Annotated in this window: 24 protein-coding genes; 13 read left to right on the top strand and 11 right to left on the bottom strand. The window is 58.4% G+C overall.

Features of this window, described 5'->3' with window-relative positions; all coding sequences use genetic code 11:
- Positions 1-138 precede the first annotated feature (138 nt).
- Positions 139-2,454, top strand: a complete 2,316-nt coding sequence (locus BFC21_RS25845; protein ID WP_088379297.1) for a response regulator — start codon at positions 139-141, stop codon at positions 2,452-2,454.
- Positions 2,455-2,552: 98 nt separating this feature from the next.
- Here the strand turns inward: BFC21_RS25845 and BFC21_RS25840 are convergent, their stop codons facing one another.
- Entirely contained in the window at positions 2,553-3,038 is a 486-nt protein-coding gene (locus BFC21_RS25840) for a glutathione peroxidase (protein ID WP_088379296.1), read from the bottom strand.
- A gap of 17 nt (positions 3,039-3,055) precedes the next feature.
- Positions 3,056-3,451 carry a peptide-methionine (R)-S-oxide reductase MsrB gene (msrB, locus tag BFC21_RS25835; protein ID WP_016780012.1) on the bottom strand — a complete coding sequence of 132 codons (396 nt, stop codon included), beginning with the start codon at positions 3,449-3,451 and terminating at the stop codon, positions 3,056-3,058.
- 222 nt (positions 3,452-3,673) lie between these two features.
- On the opposite strand from msrB, the gene BFC21_RS25830 reads away from it, so the two are divergent.
- Both BFC21_RS25830 and htpX read left to right on the top strand, forming a co-directional pair.
- Entirely contained in the window at positions 3,674-4,885 is a 1,212-nt protein-coding gene (locus BFC21_RS25830) for a pyridoxal phosphate-dependent aminotransferase (protein ID WP_016780011.1), read from the top strand.
- A gap of 313 nt (positions 4,886-5,198) precedes the next feature.
- Positions 5,199-6,086 (top strand): protease HtpX, encoded by an 888-nt coding sequence (gene htpX / locus BFC21_RS25825; RefSeq protein ID WP_088379295.1) that lies wholly within the window; start codon positions 5,199-5,201, stop codon positions 6,084-6,086.
- Between the two features lie 60 nt (positions 6,087-6,146).
- Here htpX and BFC21_RS25820 read toward each other — a convergent pair whose 3' ends face one another.
- Entirely contained in the window at positions 6,147-6,806 is a 660-nt protein-coding gene (locus BFC21_RS25820; RefSeq protein WP_088379294.1) for a thiopurine S-methyltransferase, read from the bottom strand.
- Positions 6,807-6,907: 101 nt separating this feature from the next.
- Between BFC21_RS25820 and BFC21_RS25815 the strand changes: the two genes are divergently transcribed.
- Entirely contained in the window at positions 6,908-7,675 is a 768-nt protein-coding gene (locus BFC21_RS25815; protein ID WP_088379293.1) for a class III extradiol ring-cleavage dioxygenase, read from the top strand.
- Positions 7,676-7,858: 183 nt separating this feature from the next.
- Here BFC21_RS25815 and BFC21_RS25805 read toward each other — a convergent pair whose 3' ends face one another.
- Both BFC21_RS25805 and BFC21_RS25800 read right to left on the bottom strand, forming a co-directional pair.
- A complete protein-coding gene (locus tag BFC21_RS25805; protein ID WP_016780007.1) occupies positions 7,859-9,529 on the bottom strand; it encodes a DEAD/DEAH box helicase in 1,671 nt (556 codons plus the stop codon).
- 371 nt (positions 9,530-9,900) lie between these two features.
- Positions 9,901-10,656: a spermidine synthase gene (locus BFC21_RS25800; RefSeq protein ID WP_016780006.1), complete on the bottom strand. Its 756-nt coding sequence runs from the start codon at positions 10,654-10,656 to the stop codon at positions 9,901-9,903.
- A gap of 157 nt (positions 10,657-10,813) precedes the next feature.
- Here BFC21_RS25800 and BFC21_RS25795 point away from each other — a divergent pair, with 157 nt between their 5' ends.
- Positions 10,814-12,160 (top strand): class II 3-deoxy-7-phosphoheptulonate synthase, encoded by a 1,347-nt coding sequence (locus BFC21_RS25795; protein ID WP_088379292.1) that lies wholly within the window; start codon positions 10,814-10,816, stop codon positions 12,158-12,160.
- Between the two features lie 135 nt (positions 12,161-12,295).
- Here the strand turns inward: BFC21_RS25795 and BFC21_RS25790 are convergent, their stop codons facing one another.
- Positions 12,296-12,475 (bottom strand): DUF1127 domain-containing protein, encoded by a 180-nt coding sequence (locus BFC21_RS25790; RefSeq protein WP_016780004.1) that lies wholly within the window; start codon positions 12,473-12,475, stop codon positions 12,296-12,298.
- A 95-nt stretch (positions 12,476-12,570) separates the two neighbouring features.
- On the opposite strand from BFC21_RS25790, the gene BFC21_RS25785 reads away from it, so the two are divergent.
- A complete protein-coding gene (locus BFC21_RS25785) occupies positions 12,571-13,428 on the top strand; it encodes a LysR substrate-binding domain-containing protein (RefSeq protein WP_016780003.1) in 858 nt (285 codons plus the stop codon).
- Here BFC21_RS25785 and BFC21_RS25780 read toward each other — a convergent pair.
- The 3 genes from BFC21_RS25780 to earP form a co-directional block, all read right to left on the bottom strand.
- Positions 13,418-14,170 (bottom strand): sulfite exporter TauE/SafE family protein, encoded by a 753-nt coding sequence (locus BFC21_RS25780; RefSeq protein WP_088379291.1) that lies wholly within the window; start codon positions 14,168-14,170, stop codon positions 13,418-13,420. The genes BFC21_RS25785 and BFC21_RS25780 overlap by 11 nt on opposite strands.
- 133 nt (positions 14,171-14,303) lie before the next feature.
- Positions 14,304-14,876 (bottom strand): elongation factor P, encoded by a 573-nt coding sequence (locus tag BFC21_RS25775; protein WP_016780001.1) that lies wholly within the window; start codon positions 14,874-14,876, stop codon positions 14,304-14,306.
- 49 nt (positions 14,877-14,925) lie between these two features.
- Positions 14,926-16,059: an elongation factor P maturation arginine rhamnosyltransferase EarP gene (gene earP / locus BFC21_RS25770; RefSeq protein ID WP_120266652.1), complete on the bottom strand. Its 1,134-nt coding sequence runs from the start codon at positions 16,057-16,059 to the stop codon at positions 14,926-14,928.
- A 130-nt stretch (positions 16,060-16,189) separates the two neighbouring features.
- Here earP and BFC21_RS25765 point away from each other — a divergent pair, with 130 nt between their 5' ends.
- A complete protein-coding gene (locus BFC21_RS25765; RefSeq protein ID WP_088379290.1) occupies positions 16,190-16,672 on the top strand; it encodes a transcription elongation factor GreAB in 483 nt (160 codons plus the stop codon).
- Positions 16,673-16,786: 114 nt separating this feature from the next.
- On the opposite strand, the gene BFC21_RS25760 is transcribed toward BFC21_RS25765, so the two are convergent.
- On the bottom strand, positions 16,787-17,041 hold the full coding sequence (locus BFC21_RS25760; protein WP_016779998.1) for a hypothetical protein: 255 nt from the start codon (positions 17,039-17,041) through the stop codon (positions 16,787-16,789).
- A gap of 167 nt (positions 17,042-17,208) precedes the next feature.
- On the opposite strand from BFC21_RS25760, the gene BFC21_RS25755 reads away from it, so the two are divergent.
- The 3 genes from BFC21_RS25755 to BFC21_RS25745 all read left to right on the top strand — a co-directional run bounded on the left by BFC21_RS25755 (position 17,209) and on the right by BFC21_RS25745 (position 19,251).
- On the top strand, positions 17,209-17,526 hold the full coding sequence (locus tag BFC21_RS25755; RefSeq protein WP_016779997.1) for a YqjD family protein: 318 nt from the start codon (positions 17,209-17,211) through the stop codon (positions 17,524-17,526).
- Between the two features lie 149 nt (positions 17,527-17,675).
- On the top strand, positions 17,676-18,878 hold the full coding sequence (locus BFC21_RS25750) for an MFS transporter (RefSeq protein ID WP_120266651.1): 1,203 nt from the start codon (positions 17,676-17,678) through the stop codon (positions 18,876-18,878).
- 76 nt (positions 18,879-18,954) lie between these two features.
- Entirely contained in the window at positions 18,955-19,251 is a 297-nt protein-coding gene (locus tag BFC21_RS25745; protein WP_016779995.1) for a DUF6388 family protein, read from the top strand.
- A gap of 64 nt (positions 19,252-19,315) precedes the next feature.
- Here the strand turns inward: BFC21_RS25745 and BFC21_RS25740 are convergent, their stop codons facing one another.
- Positions 19,316-19,834: a DUF4142 domain-containing protein gene (locus tag BFC21_RS25740; RefSeq protein WP_088379288.1), complete on the bottom strand. Its 519-nt coding sequence runs from the start codon at positions 19,832-19,834 to the stop codon at positions 19,316-19,318.
- A 169-nt stretch (positions 19,835-20,003) separates the two neighbouring features.
- Here BFC21_RS25740 and BFC21_RS25735 point away from each other — a divergent pair, with 169 nt between their 5' ends.
- The 3 genes from BFC21_RS25735 (at position 20,004) to BFC21_RS25725 (ending at position 23,056) form a co-directional block, all read left to right on the top strand.
- A complete protein-coding gene (locus BFC21_RS25735) occupies positions 20,004-20,345 on the top strand; it encodes a hypothetical protein (protein ID WP_016779993.1) in 342 nt (113 codons plus the stop codon).
- A gap of 327 nt (positions 20,346-20,672) precedes the next feature.
- Positions 20,673-21,728 carry a fatty acid desaturase gene (locus tag BFC21_RS25730; protein ID WP_088379287.1) on the top strand — a complete coding sequence of 352 codons (1,056 nt, stop codon included), beginning with the start codon at positions 20,673-20,675 and terminating at the stop codon, positions 21,726-21,728.
- A gap of 182 nt (positions 21,729-21,910) precedes the next feature.
- The gene (locus BFC21_RS25725; RefSeq protein ID WP_088379286.1) at positions 21,911-23,056 is read left to right on the top strand and encodes a serine hydrolase domain-containing protein; all 1,146 of its coding nucleotides are present in this window, start codon (positions 21,911-21,913) and stop codon (positions 23,054-23,056) included.
- The last annotated feature ends 265 nt before the right edge of the window (positions 23,057-23,321 follow it).

The raw sequence follows: 23,321 nt of genomic DNA, 5'->3' as shown, positions 1-23,321 counted from the left end.
TGCCATTGCCAGAATTCGACAGCCATCCGCAAAATGACTCACTCGGCTAACCGCAGGCAGCTCAATCAGGCTGCCGATTGACCTACTAATCGACTACTCTTGCACCCCGCAAGAAATGGAAACAGGTGCTGCACCCCAATGGATACAAAACTCACCCATCGCCTGTCTTTCAAACAAGCCAAGCTGACTGTGCTGGTTGGGCTGGTGCTCGGGGCCATGCTGAGCCTGCTGCAAATCGGCATCGATTATGCCAGTGAAAACGCCGCCATCAATCGTGAAATCCAGTCACTGCTTGAGATCAGCCACAACCCGGCATCGCGCATTGCCTACAACCTTGACGCCGAGCTGGCCCAGGAACTGTTGCAGGGCCTGTTGCGCTCACCGGCGATCATCAGTGCGCAACTGGTCGATAGCGACGGCGTAGTCCTTTCGGCGGTGCAGGATCAACCCGAAAGCGGGCGCTACCGGGCCTTGAGCGACTTTCTGTTTGGTGCCAACCGCTCATTTGATGAGCGCCTGTACTTCAACCACCTGCCTGAAATGAGCATGGGCATGCTGCACCTGGAAGTGGACACCTACCCTTTCGGCAAACGATTTTTGCAGCGTGCAGAAGTCACCTTGCTCAGCGGCTTTATCCGCAGCTTCATCCTGACCTTTATCTTGATGGGGCTGTTTTATGTGATGCTGACCAAGCCGCTGGTGCGGGTGATTCGCGAACTCAGCCAGCGCAAGCCCGGCCACCCCGGTCAATCACGGATGCACTGCCCCCCCGGTCACGAAGACGACGAAATTGGCGTATTGGTCAACGCTGCCAACCAGCAGTTCGAAGCCATGACCCTGGAGATGGAACACCGGCGCCGTGCCGAAAACAGCCTCACTGACTACCTGGCCCGGCTGGAAACCATCGTTTCACAGCGCACCCAAGAGCTGGAAACAATCAACGAGCAACTGCGTCACTCCAATGAAGAGCTGGAAGCTGCGCGCAGCACGGCACTGGAAATGGCCCAGGCCCGCGCCGCGTTCCTGGCCAATATGAGCCACGAAATCCGCACCCCGCTCAATGGCCTGCTGGGCATGCTGGCGCTGTGCCTGGACAGCCCGCTGAATGCCGAGCAACACCAGCAACTGTCCATTGCCCACGACTCGGGCAAGGTTCTGGTCGAACTGCTCAACGACATTCTCGACCTGTCCAAATTCGATGCTGGCCAACTGGAGCTGGAGCATATTGCTTTCGACCTGGGTACGTTGATCGAAGACACCGCCAACCTGTTGTCACAAAACGCCGCGCCCAGCGTGGAGCTGACGTGCCTGATCGACCCGGATTTCCCGGCATTGGTACTCGGCGACCCGACCCGGGTCCGCCAGATTGTCAGCAACCTGCTGTCCAATGCCCTGAAATTTACCCGCTTCGGCCGGGTGGATGTGCGCCTCAGCGCGCAAAACGATCAAGTGCGTATCGAAGTGTGCGACACCGGTATCGGCATCGCCCAGGAAGCACAAGCGAGAATTTTCCGCCCCTTTACCCAGGCAGGGGCAGCCATCACCCGCCAGTTTGGCGGCACCGGGTTAGGCCTGGCGCTGACCAACAGCCTGTGTGAAGTGATGCACGGGCGGCTGACCATCAGCTCGGAAGTCGGCTTTGGCAGCCAGTTTTGCGCCGAACTCCCGCTGCCCTGCCATACCCCGGCGATCAAGCAAAAACCGCTGTGCGGGCGGGTGATTGGCGTCAGCGCGGCGAGCAGTGGCTTGAGCGAACTGCTCAGCAGCTATTTGCCACTCTGGGGGCTGGACTACAAGCGTTATTCCCTGAACGACTCCTTGGCGGGCACCGATCCTGACCTGCTGATCACCGACTGCCCCGAGTGCCTGTTTGGCCTGCGGCCTGCCATCAACGCGCCCATTCTGCTGGTGACCGCCTATGGCAACTTCATGCCCGGCGATCAAGTCAATGCATTGGCCCCCCTGCAACAAAAAGCCCGACCGCTGTCGCGTTACGCGCTGTATAAAACCTTGCAGCACCTGCTGCTCAAAGATGACGACGTAACCCCTGGCGCGCGCCGCGACAGCGCCCCTGCCCAGCGCCGGGCACGGATTCTTCTGGTTGAAGACAACCCGGTCAACCAGTTGGTGGCCAAGGGCATGCTGAGCAAACTGGGCTGTGATGTGAGGGTGGCGGCGCATGGTGGCGAAGCCCTGAGCCTGCTGGAGCAGAAGACCTTTGATCTGGTGTTGATGGACTGCAACATGCCGGTGATGGATGGCTACGAGGCTACCCGGCAAATTCGCCAGCGCGGGCGCTGGCCGAAACTGCCCATCGTGGCCCTGACGGCCAATGCCATGCCCGAAGAACGCGAACGCTGTCGCTCGGCGGGCATGAACGACTACCTGGCCAAACCGTTTCGACGTGAAGAGCTGGCGACGCTGATTGACGTGTGGGTGCCGCAAAAAGCCTGAAAGAGACAGTTTTGTGTGGCCGCTGACGAGTGGAGCGAGGCTGCGTCACGCCGGACGCAGCCTCGCTGCGCGAGTCAGCGACTACAAGGGGCCAGCACTTAACGCAGCAGCGCCTCGATATCGGCCTTGAGCGCCTCGGGCTTGGTGGTCGGGGCATAACGCTTGACGCTCTGGCCATCGCCGCTGACCAGGAACTTGGTGAAGTTCCACTTGATCCCCTGCGACCCCAGCAATCCCGGCGCACGCTTCTTGAGCTGGACAAACAAGGGATGGGCCTTGGGGCCATTGACGTCCACCTTCTTGAACAGCGGGAAGCTCACGCCAAAGTTCAGCTCGCAAAACTCGGAAATGGCCGCTTCGTCGCCCGGCTCCTGCTGGCCAAACTGGTTGCACGGAAACCCCAGGATCACCAAACCCTGGTCGCGATACTGCTGCCACAGCGCCTCTAGCCCCTTGTACTGCGGGGTAAAGCCACATTTGCTGGCCGTATTGACCACCAACACGGCTTTGCCCGGGAAATCCGCCAGGGTTTTCGGCTCGCCGCCAAGAGTGGTGCATGGGATATCGAACAGGTTGTCGTGCATGACGGCGCCTCAAAAGGTCAGTTGCGGGGAACCAGGTCCAGGCACACCGAGTTGATGCAGTAGCGCAACCCGGTGGGTGGTGGACCATCAGGGAATACATGGCCCAGGTGCGCATCACATTTGGCGCAGACCACTTCGGTACGCACCATGCCGTGGCTCACGTCACGGATCTCGACCATCGCACTGTCGCCAATGGGCTGGTAAAAGCTCGGCCAGCCACAGCCGGAATCAAATTTGGCGCTGGAATCGAACAATGGCGCGTTGCAGCAAATGCAGTGATAAACGCCGTCGGTTTTGGTGCCGTTGTATTTGCCCGAAAACGGCCGTTCGGTGCCTTTGAGCCGGCACACGTTGTATTGCTCCGGATCGAGCATGGCCTTCCATTCGTCCAGGGTTTTGTTCAACTTTTCCATGCTTATGCCTCTGCAACTGAAAAACCCCGACCAGTGGCTTTTCCAGGGGTCGGGTGGCACGTATGATTGCGCCTCGTTAAACACCAGTCTGGCACCCGCCCCAACTGCATTCAAACGGATTCTTGAAGCAAAGCGGTGTTAGCCACTGTGTGCAAACACAGAATTTCCCAGTGCCGTGGTCATCACAGCGCCTGGATCGTTCATTTTCGGGATCACATCGCCATGCAGGTCAGCAAATCAAACAAGCTCGCCAACGTCTGTTATGACATTCGCGGCCCGGTGCTCAAGCACGCCAAGCGTCTGGAGGAGGAAGGCCAGCGCATCCTCAAGCTGAATATCGGCAACCCCGCACCCTTTGGATTTGAAGCGCCGGACGAAATCCTCCAGGACGTGATCCGCAACTTGCCGACTGCCCAGGGCTACAGCGACTCCAAAGGCCTGTTCAGCGCCCGCAAGGCCGTGATGCAGTACTACCAGCAAAAACAGGTGGAAGGGGTCGGCATCGAAGACATCTACCTGGGCAACGGCGTGTCCGAGCTGATCGTGATGTCGCTGCAAGCGCTGCTCAACAATGGCGACGAAGTGCTGGTACCTGCACCTGACTACCCGCTGTGGACTGCCGCCGTGACCCTGGCCGGCGGCCACCCGGTACACTACCTGTGTGACGAGCAAGCCAACTGGTGGCCTGATCTTGAGGATATAAAAGCCAAGATCACCCCCAACACCAAGGCGATGGTCATCATCAACCCGAACAACCCGACCGGTGCGGTGTATTCCAAGGAAGTGCTGCTGGGCATGCTGGAAATTGCCCGCCAACACAACCTGGTGGTGTTCTCGGACGAAATTTACGACAAGATCCTCTACGATGACGCCGTGCATATCTGCACCGCGTCCCTGGCCCCGGACGTGCTGTGCCTGACCTTCAACGGCCTGTCCAAGTCGTACCGGGTGGCGGGTTTCCGCTCGGGCTGGATTGCCATCTCCGGGCCCAAGCAAAACGCCCAGGGCTATATCGAAGGCATCGATATGCTGGCCAACATGCGCCTGTGCGCCAACGTGCCCAGCCAGCACGCCATCCAGACCGCACTGGGCGGCTACCAGAGCATCAATGACCTGGTCCTGCCCAACGGCCGTTTGCTGGAGCAGCGCAACCGCACCTGGGAACTGCTCAACGACATCCCTGGGGTCAGCTGCGTAAAACCGATGGGGGCGCTGTACGCATTCCCGCGTATCGACCCGAAAGTGTGCCCGATCCTCAACGACGAAAAATTCGTGCTGGACCTGCTGCTCTCGGAAAAACTGCTGGTGGTGCAAGGCACGGCATTCAACTGGCCGTGGCCTGACCACTTCCGCGTGGTGACCCTGCCGCGTGTCGACGAGCTGGACATGGCCATCGGCCGAATCGGTAACTTCCTGAAGACCTACCGTCAGTAATTTCTGAGCACGCTGTGCGACCAATCAAAAGTCGCACAGCATGTGTCAGATGAAACATTCTTCACGCAGTGCCTGCTGTCGCCCTCTTTCCCCCTCAAAAAACCCCTGCAAACGACAAAGCCCCGTGTTTATTGGCTTGAGGTGGAACTTCTGGCGCAGAAAAACGTTCCTTCATATTAGGAAATGCCCCGCATGCAACTAGAATCAGGCTGAAGGACACAGTTTGAAATAGTCACTTGGTTGAATAGCCCGGGGCAGCACCTTATATACCCGCATACGGCAACACCTTTAAGACGAGGAGATTCTTACAACCATGATGCGCATTCTGCTGTTTTTGGCCACTAACCTGGCGGTCGTGCTGATTGCCAGCATCACCTTGAGCCTGTTCGGCTTCGACGGGTTCATGGCGGCCAACGGGGTTGATCTGAACCTCAGTCAGCTGTTGGTGTTCTGTGCGGTCTTTGGTTTTGCAGGGTCTTTGTTCTCGCTGTTCATCTCCAAATGGATGGCGAAGATGAGCACCAGCACCCAGGTGATCACTCAACCTCGTACTCGTCATGAACAATGGTTGATGCAAACCGTTGAGCAATTGTCCCGCGAGGCGGGAATCAAAATGCCTGAAGTGGGGATTTTCCCTGCCTATGAGGCGAATGCCTTTGCCACAGGCTGGAACAAAAACGATGCCCTGGTCGCTGTCAGCCAGGGTTTGCTCGAGCGTTTTTCGCCCGATGAAGTCAAAGCGGTACTGGCCCACGAGATCGGCCACGTTGCCAACGGTGACATGGTCACCCTGGCACTGGTGCAGGGCGTGGTGAACACCTTCGTGATGTTCTTCGCACGGATCATCGGCAACTTTGTCGACAAGGTGGTGTTCAAGAACGATGAAGGCCGCGGCATTGCCTACTACGTCGCGACCATTTTCGCCGAACTGGTCCTGGGCTTCCTGGCCAGCGCCATTGTGATGTGGTTCTCGCGCAAGCGTGAGTTCCGCGCTGACGAAGCCGGTGCGCAGCTTGCCGGCACCTCGGCCATGATCAGCGCCCTGCAGCGCTTGCGCTCCGAACAGGGCCTGCCGGTTCACATGCCGGACACCATGGCGGCTTTCGGTATCAACGGCGGCCTCAAGCAAGGCCTGGCGCGGATGTTCATGAGCCACCCGCCACTGGAAGAACGTATCGATGCTCTGCGTCGCCGCGGCTAACCCACGGCAAACACAAAAAAGGGCGACTGCGGTCGCCCTTTTTTGTGCCTGCGATTTCGCTCAGGCGGTTTTTTCCAGGCGATACACCCGCTCCACCAGGCGCGTCACCCCGCCCTTGAGGAACTTCCATTCCTGATCGAGCACATCGGGTTGCTCAATGATTTCCAGCGTCCAGGCAGGTGCCAGCAGGCTCTGCACCTCGGCGTCCGGCACCGAAAACGGCGGGCCGTTCATTTGTGACTGATCGTAGTCGAGGGTTATCAACAGGCCACGGCAACCGCTCGGCAGAATCCGGTTCAGGTGCTGAGCGTAGGCAGCGCGCATTTCGGCAGGCAATGCAATGGTTGCAGCACGGTCATACAGCCCCACACAGGACACCACGTCAGCCTCCGTCAGGGCGAACACGTCACCGCACAGGATCGTCACCGGGCCTGCCTCGTACACCTTGAAGGCGCCCTGCTGGCGAATCTGTGGCTCGACCTGCTGCTCGCTGAAAAACTGCTCCACGGCCGTCTGCGTCAGCTCCACCCCCAGCACTTCATGACCGTTGGCCGCCAACCAGCTCATATCCAGGCTCTTGCCACACAGCGGCACCAGCACACACCCGCCCTGCTCAAGGCCCAAAGCGGGCCAAAGGCGCGGCAGGTATGGGTTGACCTGTTGCAGGTGAAAGCCGATCTGATTGCGATCCCAGCGGTCGTGCCAAAATTCGGGCTGCATGATTCACCTTTAAATTCGATAGATAAGTACTAAAACTTATATTGGATTTAGATCAATGATCGGGATGAAGATGACGCATCTTAACTTTGAGGACATCGTTCATGCTCCCCAGCCTGTTTATTTCCCACGGCTCCCCCATGCTAGCACTGGAACCGGGCGCCAGTGGCCCGGCGCTCAAACGCCTGGCGGCCGAACTGCCGCGACCAACAGCCATTGTGCTGGTGTCCGCGCATTGGGAAAGCCCCGACCTGCGGGTCGCCAGCAACCCGGCGCCCGAGACCTGGCACGACTTCGGCGGCTTCCCGCCAGCCCTGTTTGCCGTGCAATACCCGGCGCCCGGCGAGCCTGCATTGGCGGCGCGGATCGCCGCGCTGCTGGCAGACAACGGCCTGCCGGCCCGGCTGGACGCCAGACGGCCTTTTGACCACGGTGCCTGGGTGCCACTGTCATTAATGTACCCGGACGCAGATATTCCGGTGGTGCAGGTGTCGCTGCCCAGCCAGCTTGGCCCGGTTGGCCAGACCAAAGTCGGGCATGCACTGGCGGCCCTGCGCAGCGAGGGCGTGCTGATCATCGGCTCGGGCAGCATCACCCACAACCTGCGCGAACTGGACTGGCACGCCGGCCCTGAGAGCATCGAGCCCTGGGCCAAGGCTTTCCGTGACTGGATGATCGACAAACTGGCAGCTGATGATGAAACCGCACTGCATGCCTATCGCACACAGGCGCCTTTCGCCGCCAAAAACCACCCCAGCGACGAGCACCTGCTGCCGTTGTATTTTGCCCGCGCCGCGGGCGGCCCGTTCAGCATTGCCCACCAGGGCTGGACGCTGGGCGCGCTGGGCATGGATATCTACCGGTTTGGCTAGCGCCCCATATCCTGTGGGAGCGGGCTTGCTCGCGATGCTGGCGGCGCGGTAGCGCAGTTGAACGGCGTCGATGCCATCGCGAGCAAGCCCGCTCCCACAAAGGCCAGCCAGTACAAATGACGGACAAAAAAAATCCCCGCACCAGGCGGGGATTTTTTTAGCGATCAATCACTGCAACAGTGATTAATCTTCGCGGTAGCGACGCAGTTTCAACTGCTTGCCAGCAACGCGGGTGTCTTTCAGTTTGGCCAGCAAACCTTCCAGACCGGCTTCCGGCAGTTCTACCAGGCTGAAGCTGTCACGCACCTGGATGCGACCGATCGCTTCACGCGCCAGGCCACCCTCGTTGAGGATAGCGCCCAGCAGGTTCTTGGCAGCGATACCGTCACGCGCACCCAGCGCGGTACGGCAACGAGCACGGCCTTCAGCCAATGGAACCGGAGCACGACGCTCACGATCACCACGATCCGGACGGTCACCCGAACGCTCGGAACGCTCACGCGGTGCGCTGTTCGGCACCAGTGGACGCTCACGCTCGATGGCGGCCAGGGTCAGGGCCTGACCGTTGGTGGCCTTGCGCAGCAGAGCAGCGGCCAGGGCACGCGGGCTGCAACCGATATCAGCAATCAGGCGATCCAGCAGATCACCGTGAGTAGCTTCAGCGTCAGCAACCAGCGGCGTCAGGCTGTTGGTCAACTTCTTGATGCGAGCATCCAGAACAGCCTGGGCATCCGGCAGGCGGACTTCCGCAACCTTCTGACCGGTTACACGCTCGATCACTTGCAGCATGCGGCGCTCACGCGGAGTCACCAGCAGCAGTGCACGACCTTCGCGACCGGCACGGCCAGTACGGCCGATACGGTGAACGTAGGACTCTGGATCGTAAGGCATGTCAACGTTGAACACGTGAGTGATACGTGGAACATCAAGACCACGTGCCGCTACGTCGGTCGCCACAACGATGTCCAGACGGCCATCCTTGAGGGAGTCGATCACGCGCTCACGCTGGTTCTGGGCGATGTCACCGTTCAGTGCAGCAGCCTTGTAGCCTTTGGCTTCAAGGGCGCTGGCCAGGTCCAGGGTCGCTTGCTTGGTGCGAACGAACATGATCAGGGCGTCGAAATCTTCAACTTCCAGCAGGCTCAATACAGCCGAGGTCTTCTGGTCAGCGTGAACCAACAGGTGAGCCTGTTCGATCGCGGTAACGGTCTGAGTCTTGGTCTGGATCTTCACGTGTTGCGGATCGCGCAGATGGCGTTCGGCAATGGCACGGATCGACTGCGGCAAGGTTGCCGAGAACAATACGGTCTGACGGGTTGGCGGAAGTGCCTTGAAGATAACTTCAAGATCGTCCATGAAACCCAGTTTCAACATTTCGTCAGCTTCGTCCAGAACCAGGTGGTTCACGGTCGACAGCACTTTTTCGTCACGACGCAGGTGGTCGCACAGACGGCCCGGAGTGGCGACAACGATCTGTGCGCCATTACGGATTGCTTTCAGTTGTGGACCCATAGGGGCGCCGCCGTAAACGGCCACAACGGTAACGCCCGGCATTTGCTTGGCGTAGGTTTCGAAAGCGGTTGCTACTTGCAGCGCCAACTCACGGGTTGGCGCCAGGATCAGGGCTTGCGGCTCGCGCTTAGCAGGATCGATGCGGTGCAGGATCGGCAGGGCGAACGCGGCGGTTTTACCCGTACCGGTTTGCGCCTGACCAATCATGTCGTGACCGGCCATGATGATCGGGATCGATTGCTGCTGAATAGCCGAAGGTTCTTCGTAGCCAGTCGCAATGACAGCAGAAAGAATGTTCGGGTTAAGATTAAAAGCGGCGAAGCCGCCGGTTTCCTGGGTCATGGGTCTGCCTCTAAGTGCATCCGCAAAGACCCATGCTCCAAAGCTGCGCATGCCGTGTAAGACTCAAGAGTCGCCCTGGCTGCTTTGTCGGCGGGGATTTGCGAAAACGTTAAATGAATGGAGCGTTCAGGAGTTGTCCGCGAAACGGACGAGCAGCCGAAGCGTGCTTCGGGAAATGCGACACCTAAACGTGGCCCGGCTAAAGGCCGGCGCGCACTATACCGGATTTATCAAAAAAAAGAAGGGGTTTTTTGCTGTAAAAACGCCTGTACCCCTCTGTAGACCGGGCTTTAACGATTTTTTCGTCCCTGAAAAAGCGTTTCGTGCCGGGCCACCCTGGGGCAAACGCTAAAACGTTTCACCGTCGGGCATCAGGTTGCCGGGCGAATTGCCTTGATCAGCGACTCCAGCGAATAGCCCAGACGCGGTGCCAGGGCTTGCGCACGAACGGTCAGCGCGTCGATGTCCAGGGTCTGTTCCAGATCGGCAGGCACCATCAGGATCACGTTACCCTCCTTGACCGGCAGCTCCCAGTAATGGCGGTGATACAGGCCGCGCAACAGGGCAGCACCTAGCGGCTTGCCATCATCGGTGGCCCACTGGTTGATGATCAGCCAGCCGTTGGGGGCCAGTTTTTTCTGGCAGCTTTCAAGAAAGGTCCAGGCCAGATGCCCCGCAGCCGGACCCAGGTCGTTGTACAGATCGACAAAAATCAAGTCCGCCGGCTCTGCACTGTCGAGCAGTTCAAGTGCATCGCCAATGCGTATAAATAACCGCGGATCATCGTCCAGGCCCAGGTATTCAATGGCCAGGCGTGGCACATCAGGGCGCAGCTCGATGGCTTCGACATCTTCCAGGGGCAAGAATTTCAGGCAGGCCTGGGTCAGGGTTCCGGCGCCCAGCCCCAGGAACAACGCGCTTTCCGGGGCGTCATGGCACAGCGCACCGATCAGCATGGCACGGGTGTAATCGTACTCCAGCCAGCTGGGGTCAGCGGTGAACACGCAACTTTGCTCGATTGCATCGCCAAATTCGAGGAAACGGTAGTCAGCCACTTCCAGTACCCGAATCATGCCGAAGTCATCGTGAACTTCGGCGAGCAGACGCTCTACGCGCTCCTCAGACATTTCCACTCCTTGCCGCGCTCCGGCACTACCCGCAACGCTGAAAAAACAGCCACTCGATAGCGAGCGCAAAGGCGCGATTGTCGGCCATTGCAGCGCAACAGGTCACGCACTAATTGCTGCTAACATGGGCCACCCCCAACAAATACTAGAGTCTGCGATGAGCCCAATCTGGACCCCTGACAGCTGGCGCGCCCTGCCGATCCAGCAACAACCCCACTACCCGGACGCTGCGCACCTGCTGCGCGTCGAGCAAAGCCTGGCCAGTTACCCGCCGCTGGTGTTTGCCGGGGAAGCCCGCGAGCTGCGCCGCCAGTTTGCCGAAGTCACTCAAGGTCGGGCGTTTCTGCTTCAGGGCGGCGATTGCGCTGAAAGTTTTGCCGAATTTTCGGCGGCGAAGATTCGCGACACCTTCAAGGTGTTGCTGCAAATGGCCATTATCATGACCTTCGCGGCAGGTTGCCCGGTGGTCAAGGTCGGTCGCATGGCCGGGCAATTCGCCAAGCCGCGCTCGGCCAATGATGAAACCATCAACGGCGTGACCCTGCCGGCCTACCGTGGCGATATCGTCAACGGCATCGGCTTTGATGAAAAAAGCCGCGTGCCCGATCCGGAGCGCCTGCTGCAGTCCTATCACCAGTCCACCGCCACCCTGAACCTGCTGCGCGCCTTTGCCCAGGGCGGTTTTGCCGACCTGCACCAGGTACACAAGTGGAACCTGGACTTTATCGCCAACTCGGCGCTGGCGGCAAAATACAGCCAACTGGCCGACCGCATCGACGAGACCCTGGCCTTTATGCGCGCCTGCGGCATGGACAGCTCGCCGCAACTGCGTGAAACCAGCTTCTTTACCGCCCACGAAGCGCTGCTGCTCAACTACGAAGAAGCCTTTGTACGACGCGACAGCCTGACCAACGATTACTACGATTGCTCGGCACATATGCTGTGGATCGGCGACCGCACGCGCCAGCTGGACGGTGCCCATGTCGAGTTCCTGCGCGGGGTCAACAACCCGATCGGGGTCAAGGTCGGCCCGAGCATGAACAACGAAGACCTGATCCGCCTGATCGATATCCTCAACCCGGACAACGACCCCGGCCGCCTCAACCTGATCGTGCGCATGGGTGCCGACAAGGTCGGCGATCACCTGCCGCAACTGATCCGCGCCGTGGAAGGTGAAGGCAAGCAGGTGCTGTGGAGCTGCGACCCGATGCACGCCAACACCATCAAGGCCAGCAGCGGCTACAAGACCCGTGACTTTGCGCAGATCCTGGGTGAGGTGAAGCAGTTCTTCCAGGTCCATGAGGCTGAAGGCAGCTATGCCGGCGGCATTCATATCGAGATGACCGGGCAAAACGTCACCGAATGCATCGGTGGGGCCAACCCGATTACCGAAGACGGCCTGTCGGACCGCTATCACACCCACTGCGACCCGCGCATGAACGCCGATCAGTCGCTGGAACTGGCATTTTTGATTGCCGAGACGCTCAAGCAGGTCAAGCGCTGACCCACACACTGTGTGCATGCCGATCTTGTGGGAGCGGGCTTGCTCGCGATGCGGACACCCCGGTGCCTCAGGCAAAGCCGGGGGATACCATCGCGAGCAAGCCCGCTCCCACAGAGGGGTTGAGGCAAGCTCGCCTCACTTGTTAAACGGATCATCCCAAAAAGCCCGGTGGCTTTCGGTTTCGATATCCGCCCTGCTCAAGCCAAGATCCTTGAGCGCCGCATCGCTGATCTGCCGCAAGCAGGCCCGCTCGCGCGACAGTTGATACCAGCGCGAAATCCGGGCCATCCACACTCTGCCTATTTGACCTTTCATCACTTGAGCCTCCTGGGGTATGGCTCAAGTGTCGGCGCGGGCATAAGATCAATCCAACGAATGTTTCTTATGCGACACATCTGCGAGATTGATCAATGGCTGAATTCCCCAGCATCGACACCGACCTGCTGCGCACCTTTGCCGCAATCGCCGATCACGGCGGCTTTACCCGCGCCGCCGAAGTGGTCAATCGCACCCAGTCCGCCGTCAGCATGCAAATGAAACGCCTGGAAGAAGACGTACTGAAATGTGCGCTATTCCAGCGCGAGGGGCGCAATGTCAGCCTGACCCAGGAAGGCATCGTGCTGCTCGGCTATGCGCGGCGCATCCTCAAGTTGCACAGCGAGGTGTTCAACACCCTGCGCCAGCCACAGATGGTGGGCACGGTGAAGATCGGCTCGCCGGATGATTATGTGATGCGCTTTTTACCCGGGGTGCTGTCGCGTTTTGCCCAGGATTACCCGCTGATCAATGTCGAGGTGCATTGCGAGCCATCATCGCAGCTGTTGCAGCGCAACGACCTGGACCTGACCATCGTCACCCGCAAACCCGGCACCGAAATGGGCCAGATCCTGCGCCAGGAGCGTTTTGTCTGGATGGTGGCCCAGGGCTTCTCGCCCCACGAGCAAACGCCCCTGCCGCTGGCGATGTTCAATACCGACTGTTTTTGCCGAACCTGGGCCTGCAATGCGCTGGATATTCAGCAACGTGAATACCGGGTGGCCTACACCAGCGCCAGCCTGGCGGCAATCAACGCCGTGGTGAGTACCGGGCTGGCCGTGACCGCGCAGCTGCAAAGCCTGCTGACCCCGGACCTGCGCATCATCGGCGAGGCCGAGAACCTGCCCGTGCTGCCCTCCGCCAGTATCGTGCTGCTGCGCAAAGCCAACAGCGCGTCGTCGCCCATTATCGAGTGCTTTGCCGAGTACATCGTTGAAGGCTTCAAGCCTTGATTGCCAGCAACCCCGCGCACAGCAGCAAAAAGGCGCAATACAAGCCGCGCAGCATGCGCTCCGGCAGGGCGTGGGCCAGCTTGACACCCCAGCTGATGCTCAACAGGCCACCGATGGCCATCGGCACGCCCATGACCCAGTTGACCTCGTCATGCACCGCATACGTCAGCAAGGTAACCGCAGTACTCGGCGCTGCCAGGGCCAGCGACAGGCCCTGAGCCATCACCTGCGTGGTGCCGAACACGCTGGTCAGCACGGGGGCCGCCACCACGGCCCCGCCCACCCCAAACAACCCGCCGGTCGTGCCCGCTACGGCCCCCAGCACCCCAAACCACGGCCAGCCGTAGCGTGAACCGGTGACTGAGGGTGGCGCCGAGGTGTACATTTTGATCAGGTTGTAGAGGGTGATCGCCAGTAAAAAGGCGATAAAGCCCCAGCGAATAACCCCTGCATCCACCCCGACCGCGAACATTGCCCCCAGCCAGGCGAAGCAAAAACTCATCAGCACCAGCGGCAATGCCTGACGCAGATTGATCCGGTTGCGCTGCTGATAGCGGTACAGCGCCAAAAACACATTGGGCACCGACATGGCCAGGGCCGTGCCTTGCGCCAATTGCTGATCCAGACCGAACCACAACCCCAGCACCGGAATGGCGATCAAGCCCCCACCAATCCCGAACAACCCGCCCAGCGCGCCCATCGCGACGCCCAAGGCTGCATACATTACAAAATCGATCAGCATTACCGCCCCTCTTGGTAAGCGCCCATGCTACCCAGTCCCCGGCCCCGGGCAAAGCACCAGGCCGGGGCTTTTGCCGGGCAAAAAAAAGCCCGACCAACAGGCCGGGCTTTTTATCGTACGGTTAACGCAAGGTTTAAACCTTGGCGCGGCCCTTGTAGGAACCACCGTCACGGGTATCGATTTCGATCCAGTCGCCGATTTCAACGAAATCAGCAACGCTCAGCTCGGTACCGTTTTTCAGTTTGGCAGGCTTCATCACCTTGCCCGAAGTGTCGCCGCGAGCGGAACCTTCGGTGTAGTCAACCTGACGCACGATAGTGGTCGGCAGCTCTACGGAAACCAGACGGTCTTCGAAGAAGATGGCTTCGCAAACGTCGGTCATGCCTTCTTCAACGAATGGCAGAACGGCTTCGATGTCTTCAGCGTTCAGCTCGTACATGGTGTAGTCAGTGGTGTCCATGAACGTGTAGGTGTCGCCGCTGATGAAGGACAGGGTCGCTTCTTTGCGATCCAGGATCACGTCTTCCAGCTTGTCGTCAGCGCTGTATACGATTTCGGTCTTGTAGCCAGTCAGCAGGTTTTTCAGCTTGGTCTTCATGATCGCGCTGTTACGACCGGACTTGGTGAATTCAGCTTTCTGAACCAACCAAGGGTCGTTTTCGAGCTTGATGACTGTACCGGGTTTAAGCTCTTTACCAGTTTTCATTACGAATATCCGAATTTGGATTGAGATTTACAAAAATCTAGGTCGCGTATCATATCCAATTTCTATAAAACAGTACTAGCGCTTGCGCAAGATCGGCCTGTAATGACTGTTCCAGACACCAACGCTCGGCGTGCGCGGTGATCTCGGGCCAGTGTTCCAGCAGCGAATTCCAGCTTTGCGCCATGTCGGCACCCGCATTCCAGGCATGCCAAAGCCCGGTAAATGCCTGGGCAGCCAGCGGCGACAGGCCTTTGACGTACACATCGAGGAACGCATTGAGCTTGACCCAGTGCGCGTCTTCTTCCTGCTCATAGATGTGCCACAGCAGGGGGCGCCCCGCCCATTGCGCACGTACAAACGAGTCTTCACCGCGCACTGCGTTGAAATCACAGCTCCATAACAACAGGTCGTAGTCCTGCTGACGGACGAACGGTAAAGTCTGCACGGTCAAGGCCCCGCGTTGCTGCACCTGCCCCACCGCCAGTTGTTCAACCCCAAGCCAGCGCAGCAGATCACCCATAATCCGTCCCTGAGGCACCAGCAGATGGGTCGGTACACTGCCCGCTGCCATTGCGTCCAGCCAGCTGGCCAGCCCGGTATTTTCATAGGCAAACAATGAAATCAACCGCGCATCGCTTGCCGGTGTAACCCCCAACCCCTGCAAAAAAGCCTGTTTGGCTTGCGGATCCTGCTCAAAGGCACGGCGACGCTTCAACAGGTCGGCCTCACGCAGCAGCCCGCCGGTATCCGGGGTAAACCCTGGAAAGAAAAACATGCGCTTCAAACCATCCGGGCGCATGGAGGGCAGGCCGTGGCACCCATTGACCCAGTCTTCGGCGCTCAAATACTCAAGATTGATCCACAGCGCAGGGGTTGCTCGCGCTTTCATCGCCTGCAAGTAGGCCTCGGGCAATTTGCAGCCAAAGGCTTCCAGCACCACGTCGGCCACTGCCGTCGGCTGCCACGGCTGCGGCCACTGGCACACTTCGACCCCCTGCTGCCATTGCCGCGCCGCCTGCGCATCCGCCTCGGGGCACAGCGGCACAAAGGCCCGCAGATCATCGACCCACAAGCGCACACCCTGCTGATGTTCGGCCACCAGTTGCCGGGCCAGGCGCCAGGTCACACCAATGTCGCCGTAGTTATCGACCACACTGCAAAAAATATCCCAGGAGGCTTTCATTCCGGGCTCCAACATTCAAAGGGCTGATTGTCCGCATAATTGAACGCGTACAGAAGGTTTAAGGCGCATAAATCTGCGCGGCACTCGTGCGACAATCGCCGCTTGTCTCTCTCAAGCCTCGCCTCGACCCATGAACAAGACTGCTGTGCACCTGCTGATGCTGCAAAAGCTCGAAATCGACCTCGACGTGCTCCAGCGCGCAGCGCAAACCGCCTATGAAGCGGCGACCCACGCGGAAAACATCGCCGAAAACAAATACGACACCCTTGGCCTTGAAGCTTCGTATCTGGCCACGGGGCAGGCCCGCCGGGTTGAAGAAATCCGCCAGGCGCTGAAAAACTGCCGGGCCATGCCCCTGGCGCCATACGACGCAGCAAGCGGCATTCAGATCGGGGCGCTGATTCAACTGGAGGCTGAAAACGGCAGTGCGCAGTGGCTGTTTCTCGCCCCCGATGCCGCCGGGCTCAAGCTCGAACACGGCGCACAGACGGTCACCGTGATCACCCCGCGCGCACCGCTGGGCGCTGCCTTGCTGGGCAAGCAGCTGGATGACGAAGTGCAGATCAATGTGGGCGGCGCGGTGCAGGTGTTCAGCGTTTGCGAAACGCTCTAGGCAACGGTGGGAGCGGGCTTGCCCGCGATGGCATCGCCCCGGTTACTCAGATAAATCGCGGCGCCTGAATCGCGAGCAAGCCCGCTCCCACAGACAGTAGCTTTTGGGTATGAATTACTTGGCCGCAGCCATCATGCGGTTCACTTCGCTGCGCACCATGTTGGCGTATTCGGGCGGCGACATGGCGTCCAGTTCCGAACGCACCCATTCCGCCCACTTGCCCTTGCGCTTGGCGCGCTCACCGAACAAACGCGCCGCATCGCCTTTGGCCTTGCCCAGGTTGCTCTGCCAAAGGTCATACAAACGGGATTTTTCATCTTCAAGCGCTGCACGCTCTGCGAGAGGCTTGTTGGCGAGGTTGAAGCTCATGGGAATTTCCTGCGGCGTAAATTTAGGTGACATCTTACACCCTACAAAGAAGTGTCTCAGTCTGGTTTTTGACTACGCTGTCAGCTCAGGCGCAAATCAGATGCAACTTTTTAGCATTGGGTTGACTCCATTACTTATCACCCCTTTAACCTGCAAGGAGTACCGCAATGGCTCGAAAAAATGCCGTACAAGCTGAAGATCAAATCAAGGATCAAGCGTTCAGCGAGCTGCAAGACCTGATTGCCGAATCTGAAAAGCTGCTCAAGGACAGCGCGTCCCTGATCGGCGAAGAAGGCGAAACCCTGCGTGCGCAGGTCAGCCTCAAGCTCAAGCAGGCACTGGATTCAGTGACCAATGTGCGTGAGCGTACCAAACCTGTGGTCGACGCCACTGAAAGCTACATCGGCGGCCATCCGTGGCAGACCGTGGCCATTTCGGCCGGTTTTGGTCTGGTCGTAGGCCTGCTGCTGGGCCGTCGCAACTAAAAATTGGCTGCAACGGCTGCAAGCAAAGCCCCTGGTGTGTATCGCCAGGGGCTTTGTGGTTTATAAATTAAAATTGCCGACATATTCAGTGACATTCTTCGCTGGCATTCCAATACTTCGTCGCATTCCCCATGCCAACGAGACAGCCAATGTCCGCGCCTACTACTGCAACAAAGCCTCTTAGCACTGCCCTGATCCTGCTGATGGCCACCGCCACCGGCCTGGCTGTCGCCAGCAACTATTACGCCCAGCCCTTGCTGCACACCATCGCCCAACAGTTGGGCTTGAGCATGGGCAGCGCCGGCACCGTGGTCATCACGGCCCAGCTCAGCTATGGCGCCGGCCTGTTGCTGCTGGTGCCGCTGGGTGATTTGTTTGAACAACGCCGCCTGATCGTCACCATGACCGTGCTCAGCGCCCTGGGTCTTCTGCTCAGCGCGTTTGCCCCTTCGTTGACCTGGCTGCTGATCGGCACGGCAATGACCGGGCTGTTTTCGGTATCGGCCCAGGTACTGGTGCCGATGGCGGCCAGCCTGACCGACCCGCAAAGCCGTGGCCGGGTGGTCGGCACCCTGATGAGCGGGCTGTTACTGGGCATATTGCTGGCCCGCACCGTGGCGGGCGCACTGTCGTCGGCAGGCGACTGGCGCACCATCTACCTGGTGGCCGCCGCACTGATGCTGATCAGTGCCATCGCCCTGTTCTGCGCCCTGCCCAACCATCACCAGAGCGCAGGCCTGAGCTACCCGAAACTGTTGAAGTCGGTATTCACCCTGTTTGTCGAAGAGCCAGTACTGCGCCTGCGCGCCCTGCTGGGCCTGCTGACGTTCTCGCTGTTCGCCCTGTTCTGGACACCCCTGGCCTTTTTGCTGGCCGTACCGCCCTACAGTTACTCGGACGCCGTCATCGGCCTGTTCGGCCTGGCCGGTGCAGTGGGTGCGGTGGCAGCCAACTGGGCCGGGCGCATGGCTGATCGCGGCAAGGGGCAACAGGCCACCACGACCGGCCTGCTGGTACTGCTGGCGTGCTGGTTGCCGATGGCATTCGCCGGGCACTCATTGGTCGCGTTGCTGATCGGTGTACTGGCCCTGGATTTTGCCGTGCAACTGGTCCATGTGAGTAACCAGAACGCGGTATTTAAAGTCCGCCCGGCCGCACGCAACCGCCTGAATGCCGGTTATATCACCTGCTATTTTATTGGCGGCGCCCTGGGCTCGCTGGTAGGCGCGCAGACCTACCCGGCCTATGACTGGGACGGCATTGTCGTGGTCGGCGCAGTGGTCGCGACACTGGCCCTGGCGGTGTGGGCCTACAGCCTGCAGCGTGAAAGCAAGCTGCAACCGGTCGGCTAGGCAGCTATATGGCGCTTTTCATCGTAATGCGAACTCGCTAGCATGCGAAAAAAGCCCTGACCATCCGAGACGCCATATGATCCCTAAAGAATCCCGTAACGAACTGGCCCTGGATACTTTTATCAAGGCGCACCCTGAACTGATCGAAGAAATGAAAGAGCTGAGCGCCGAGGACCGCCAGCAACAGATTTTGTGGGCCTTTGAAGACGAAGCCGAAAGCCGCGGCCTGGAAGCCTGGGAACTGGCTCTGGAGCTGATCGCGCGCTCCCCTGAAGAACTCAAGAGCATGCGCCTTGAAGTGCATCAGGAAGTTGCCGAAGCCCTGGACATGAGCTGGGAAGAGTATTGCGGTTTCAACGAAATCGCGGTCTAAACCACGCCCCGCTGCACAACACGCCCGGTCGATCACTCACCGGGCGTTTTTGCATCTTAAAGGCTCAGGACTTGTGGTGAGCCTCCACCAGTTTTTGCGCCATCAGCAGATGCATTTCCAGCTTGGGCAGATACTTTTCGGCAAACGCCTGCAACTCCGGTGACTCGGGGTTTTGCGCCTGCTCCTTGTACAACTTGATGGCCTGCTCATGGGTCTTGACCTGATTGGCCGCATAAGCCGCATCAAACGAGTCCCCCTCCTGCACTTGCAGCATCAGTTTTTTCGCCTTGTCGAGCAGTTGCTCGTCGCTGGACACCGGCAGGCCGAGGCGGCTGGCCAGGTCCTTCAAGTCCCGGTTGGCGTTGGTATGGTCCTTGATGGCCTCCACTGCATAGCTTTCTATATCGGTGGATGACGTTTTACTGATCGCCATACGGCTGGTTTCGATCTCCGCAATCCCTGCTGCGTGGGCCTCATCAACAAAGTCTGCCGGACTGGCTGCGACGGCTGTGGCGGCCACGATCAGGGAACAGACCAGGGCACAACCTGCCACGAAGCGTTTGGGGCCAATCAGGTGTTTCATAACGTCCTCCAGAAAAAGGCAGGCTTATTCCCTGCACAGAATCTGAAGGCAGGTGATGGCAAAGGTTTAGATCAAAGCTGTTTTTTCAGACGGGTGGCAACTAAAAGCACTTCAGCCAACCGTGAGCCATACTGTCCAGCAGCACTTGCCGCCAAACAGGAGAAGCCATATGGACGCCTTCAGGGCCATGCTCGACAACTGGGAATCCAGATCTCAGGAGTCCAGCGAGCGGGTTGAATACAGCCTTTCACTGCACAAGCGTGATCTGGTCAAAATCAAGGCTTTCGCCCAAGCCTACGGCCTGGATGAGGCCACCATTACCCAAAGCCTGATTCATTGCGCCCTTGAACAAGCAGAACAGGCCATGCCCTATGTCAAGGGTTCTGAGGTCATCCGGATTGAAGAAGGTGAAGAGATTTATGCCGATGCTGGCAAGACACCAGCATTCGTGAAAGCAGAACAAGCAATCTCCAGGGCGCTGGAGGTAAACAGTCCGTCCTCCTCAAGCTAGCCTTCGGCAGTGACCGGGCAGCGCTGCGCCCGGTCGTCCCTGATGATTGCCAGGCCCGCAGAGTAACCCTTCAATCCCGGCAACCCGGTCGAGCATGCGCAACAATGCGGCTCAGACAGTTATATGGCATCCGTCATTAGTTGGGCGGGCGGTTTTTAATCCGGCGCAATAGTTAGTCCAAAACCGCAAAGTTATTGTCAGACAATATAACGATATATATCCACTCGTCTGACCAACTCGCCATAAAAACTTTAAAACTTGCCCAATAAAATAAATGTGCTTTTCTAGAGGAGCGATTCCTACCCATCGTCTTCAAAGGATGAAGTGATGAATACTGCTAATCAAGCACCCCGCACACCCCTGCCAAAAACCGAGCAGGATTTAATTAACGACGTCACTCAAAAAATCACCCAGCACAGTAATGAGCTGCGCAAACGCTATCGCATACTGGCTTTCCAGAACACCCTCGGCGCCAGCGTGATGGCCGTTTCAATTATTGGCATGATCGTCACAGGCACACTGTATATAAAAGGTCTTATTCCCGGCTGGCTGTGTATTTTAATCAATGCGTTATTGACGTCATTTATTCATGAACTTGAGCACGACTTGATTCATCGCCTGTATTTCCGCAAACAACCCGTGGCGCACAACCTGATGATGCTGTTGTGCTGGATAGCCCGCCCCGGCATGCCCAGCCCCTGGCTGCGCCGTGAACTGCACTTTCATCATCATAAAGAGTCCGGTACCCAGACCGATGTTGAAGCCTGGATTACCACCAGCGGCAGCCAGTGGGGCGCCAAACGCTTTTTAAAACTCATCGACGGTTTTGTCTTTGGCATTGTAAATGCCTTGTTCGCACCTGCCTGGAAAGAAAAAATCAGCCTGACCGTCAAGGTGCTTCGCTTGAATGCACCCATGGGGCTTCTGTACTGGGGCTGCTGGTATATATTCCTGGGTTACCACCTGTACACATGGGTGAACTCGTTGACGGGCCACACTGTTGAGCTCTCGGCTGGCGCAGCACTGCTGATGCAGGTGGTCAATGCTGCAGTGGTGATTATCGTCGCGCCCAATATCATCCGCCAGTTCTGCCTGTTTTTTATCAGCTCCAACATTCACTACTTCGGCGACGTCATGCCGCGCAACCCCTTGCAACAAACCCAGGTCATGAACCGGTGGTGGCTGTGGCCATTCCAGTTGTTTTGCTTCAACTTCGGAAGTACCCACTGCATTCATCACTTTGTGGTCAGGGATCCGTTCTACCTGCGCCAAATGACCGCACCCTTCGCCCATAAAGTTTTAGCGGACGCCGGTGTCAGATTTAATGACTTTGGCACTTACAAGCGATCAAACCGCTACAACTTTTCGCAACCCGAAGTTTGATCAGACCACACGCTTTTATTTAAATCACCTCACCCTAAAAACAGCGTACTGAACACCCCCACACCCAGTGACCTTCAGAGCGCGTTACGCCTTTTTCAACGACACCTTTTAGTGCAGGGCATCGGCCCTGCCCTTTATGTATGCCGTTAATAAATACTGGCTCACTGCATGGAGCATTACGCATGGAAGCAAAAGGACTATGTGCCCCCGAATTCGAAGCCGTCAAAAGCGCTTTTGAAGCCATCTTTAATGACCCGCAAGAACGAGGCGCAGGGCTATGCATTAACGTTGGCGGCACGACGGTTGTGGACCTATGGGCAGGTTCGTCGGACCTCGACGGAAACATACCCTGGAATAAACACACATTGGCGAATACATTTTGCACGGTAAAACCGTTCGCTGCGGTGGCTGCATTAATGCTGGTCGAGAAAGGAAAACTGGAGCTGGATATCCCGGTGGCTGATTACTGGCCTGAGTTCGCGCAGGGCGGTAAATGCCAGGTGACCTTGCGCCATGTCTTGAGCCATACCTCTGGCATTCCGGCATTAAGACTCCCGGACCGCAACCCTGCGATGTATGACTGGGAGCAGATGGTCAAGACACTGGCTGCCGAGCCATTATGGTGGCAACCAGGAACTGCGCTGGGGTATGGCACCACAACATACGGTTGGATAATCGGCGAGCTGATCAGGCGAACGGACGGGCGCAACCCTTGCACCTTTATCCACGAGGAAATAACCCGACCCAACGGGCTAGAGGTTCATCTTGGCGTAGAAGACCAGGAATTTTACCGCATCGCCCGTTATGACTCGGCCAGAGGGCGAGTGGGCGACCCCTACTCTAAGCACTTGCGTGATGTGGTTACTGGTCATTCAGAAGACATTTCGACGCTTGCATTTACTAATCCGGGAATAGCCCCCGGGCGTACATCCGATCGTAAATGGTGGGCGTTTCAACAGCCCGGAGCATGCTCACACAGTACGGCAGCCGGGTTGGCCGGTTTCTACAGCGCCCTGCTGGCCGGGCGCTTGATCGGCACAGAGATGCTCAATGAGTTCACCAAAGAGCACAGCAATGGCCTGGATCGAATCTGGAAGCGGCCAATGCGCTATGGCCTGGGTTGCATGATGGAGCAAAAGGCCGATCCGGACGCTTCACACTGCATGGGGCCCAACGCTTTCGGCCATATAGGGCTTGGTGGCCCAATTGCCTTTGCCGATGCAGAGCGTGACGTGAGCTTCAGCTTTGTGACAACCATATCAGGTCGCCACATGATGATCGATCCACGTGCCCAGAACCTTGCGGCGCTTGCCTACGCGGTGATTTAAAGCCCCACGGATCAGCAGGATGCCTGCACACACAACAAGCAATAACGCGCCTGAGATAAATCAGGCGCGTGCCGCATCAGTGCATCACTGTACTGCAAGGTGGAATGGGGCGGATCGCGAACTGGCCTGCAGCCGTATTCCCACGAATGCTCCCATACCGCCCTTTTCCAGACGCCAGAAACCACAAACCCCCGACTTTCTCCAGGAAAACCAGGGGTTTGTGTTTACTTACTGTGCCGTTGAAGGAGAGATTCGATACCGCCCG

It is taken from the genome of Pseudomonas sp. TMW 2.1634 (assembly GCF_001703595.1).
Lineage (GTDB): Bacteria > Pseudomonadota > Gammaproteobacteria > Pseudomonadales > Pseudomonadaceae > Aquipseudomonas > Aquipseudomonas fragi.
Note: the sequence above shows the minus strand (reverse complement) of the source record. Positions and strands in the feature narration are given on the sequence as shown.

Excerpts from the sequence above, each read along its gene's own strand:
- BFC21_RS25740 (WP_088379288.1), bottom strand. The coding sequence starts at position 19,834 with ATGAAACACCTGATTGGCCCCAAACGCTTCGTGGCAGGTTGTGCCCTG.
- BFC21_RS25800 (WP_016780006.1), bottom strand. The coding sequence starts at position 10,656 with ATGTCTGAGGAGCGCGTAGAGCGTCTGCTCGCCGAAGTTCACGATGAC.
- BFC21_RS25735 (WP_016779993.1), top strand. The coding sequence starts at position 20,004 with ATGGACGCCTTCAGGGCCATGCTCGACAACTGGGAATCCAGATCTCAG.
- BFC21_RS25795 (WP_088379292.1), top strand. The coding sequence starts at position 10,814 with ATGAGCCCAATCTGGACCCCTGACAGCTGGCGCGCCCTGCCGATCCAG.
- BFC21_RS25845 (WP_088379297.1), top strand. The coding sequence starts at position 139 with ATGGATACAAAACTCACCCATCGCCTGTCTTTCAAACAAGCCAAGCTG.
- BFC21_RS25755 (WP_016779997.1), top strand. The coding sequence starts at position 17,209 with ATGGCTCGAAAAAATGCCGTACAAGCTGAAGATCAAATCAAGGATCAA.
- BFC21_RS25745 (WP_016779995.1), top strand. The coding sequence starts at position 18,955 with ATGATCCCTAAAGAATCCCGTAACGAACTGGCCCTGGATACTTTTATC.
- BFC21_RS25780 (WP_088379291.1), bottom strand. The coding sequence starts at position 14,170 with ATGCTGATCGATTTTGTAATGTATGCAGCCTTGGGCGTCGCGATGGGC.
- BFC21_RS25840 (WP_088379296.1), bottom strand. The coding sequence starts at position 3,038 with ATGCACGACAACCTGTTCGATATCCCATGCACCACTCTTGGCGGCGAG.
- BFC21_RS25785 (WP_016780003.1), top strand. The coding sequence starts at position 12,571 with ATGGCTGAATTCCCCAGCATCGACACCGACCTGCTGCGCACCTTTGCC.
- BFC21_RS25775 (WP_016780001.1), bottom strand. The coding sequence starts at position 14,876 with ATGAAAACTGGTAAAGAGCTTAAACCCGGTACAGTCATCAAGCTCGAA.
- BFC21_RS25725 (WP_088379286.1), top strand. The coding sequence starts at position 21,911 with ATGGAAGCAAAAGGACTATGTGCCCCCGAATTCGAAGCCGTCAAAAGC.
- BFC21_RS25805 (WP_016780007.1), bottom strand. The coding sequence starts at position 9,529 with ATGACCCAGGAAACCGGCGGCTTCGCCGCTTTTAATCTTAACCCGAAC.
- BFC21_RS25730 (WP_088379287.1), top strand. The coding sequence starts at position 20,673 with ATGAATACTGCTAATCAAGCACCCCGCACACCCCTGCCAAAAACCGAG.
- BFC21_RS25830 (WP_016780011.1), top strand. The coding sequence starts at position 3,674 with ATGCAGGTCAGCAAATCAAACAAGCTCGCCAACGTCTGTTATGACATT.
- BFC21_RS25765 (WP_088379290.1), top strand. The coding sequence starts at position 16,190 with ATGAACAAGACTGCTGTGCACCTGCTGATGCTGCAAAAGCTCGAAATC.
- earP (WP_120266652.1), bottom strand. The coding sequence starts at position 16,059 with ATGAAAGCCTCCTGGGATATTTTTTGCAGTGTGGTCGATAACTACGGC.
- BFC21_RS25750 (WP_120266651.1), top strand. The coding sequence starts at position 17,676 with ATGTCCGCGCCTACTACTGCAACAAAGCCTCTTAGCACTGCCCTGATC.
- BFC21_RS25815 (WP_088379293.1), top strand. The coding sequence starts at position 6,908 with ATGCTCCCCAGCCTGTTTATTTCCCACGGCTCCCCCATGCTAGCACTG.
- BFC21_RS25790 (WP_016780004.1), bottom strand. The coding sequence starts at position 12,475 with ATGAAAGGTCAAATAGGCAGAGTGTGGATGGCCCGGATTTCGCGCTGG.
- htpX (WP_088379295.1), top strand. The coding sequence starts at position 5,199 with ATGATGCGCATTCTGCTGTTTTTGGCCACTAACCTGGCGGTCGTGCTG.
- BFC21_RS25820 (WP_088379294.1), bottom strand. The coding sequence starts at position 6,806 with ATGCAGCCCGAATTTTGGCACGACCGCTGGGATCGCAATCAGATCGGC.
- BFC21_RS25760 (WP_016779998.1), bottom strand. The coding sequence starts at position 17,041 with ATGAGCTTCAACCTCGCCAACAAGCCTCTCGCAGAGCGTGCAGCGCTT.
- msrB (WP_016780012.1), bottom strand. The coding sequence starts at position 3,451 with ATGGAAAAGTTGAACAAAACCCTGGACGAATGGAAGGCCATGCTCGAT.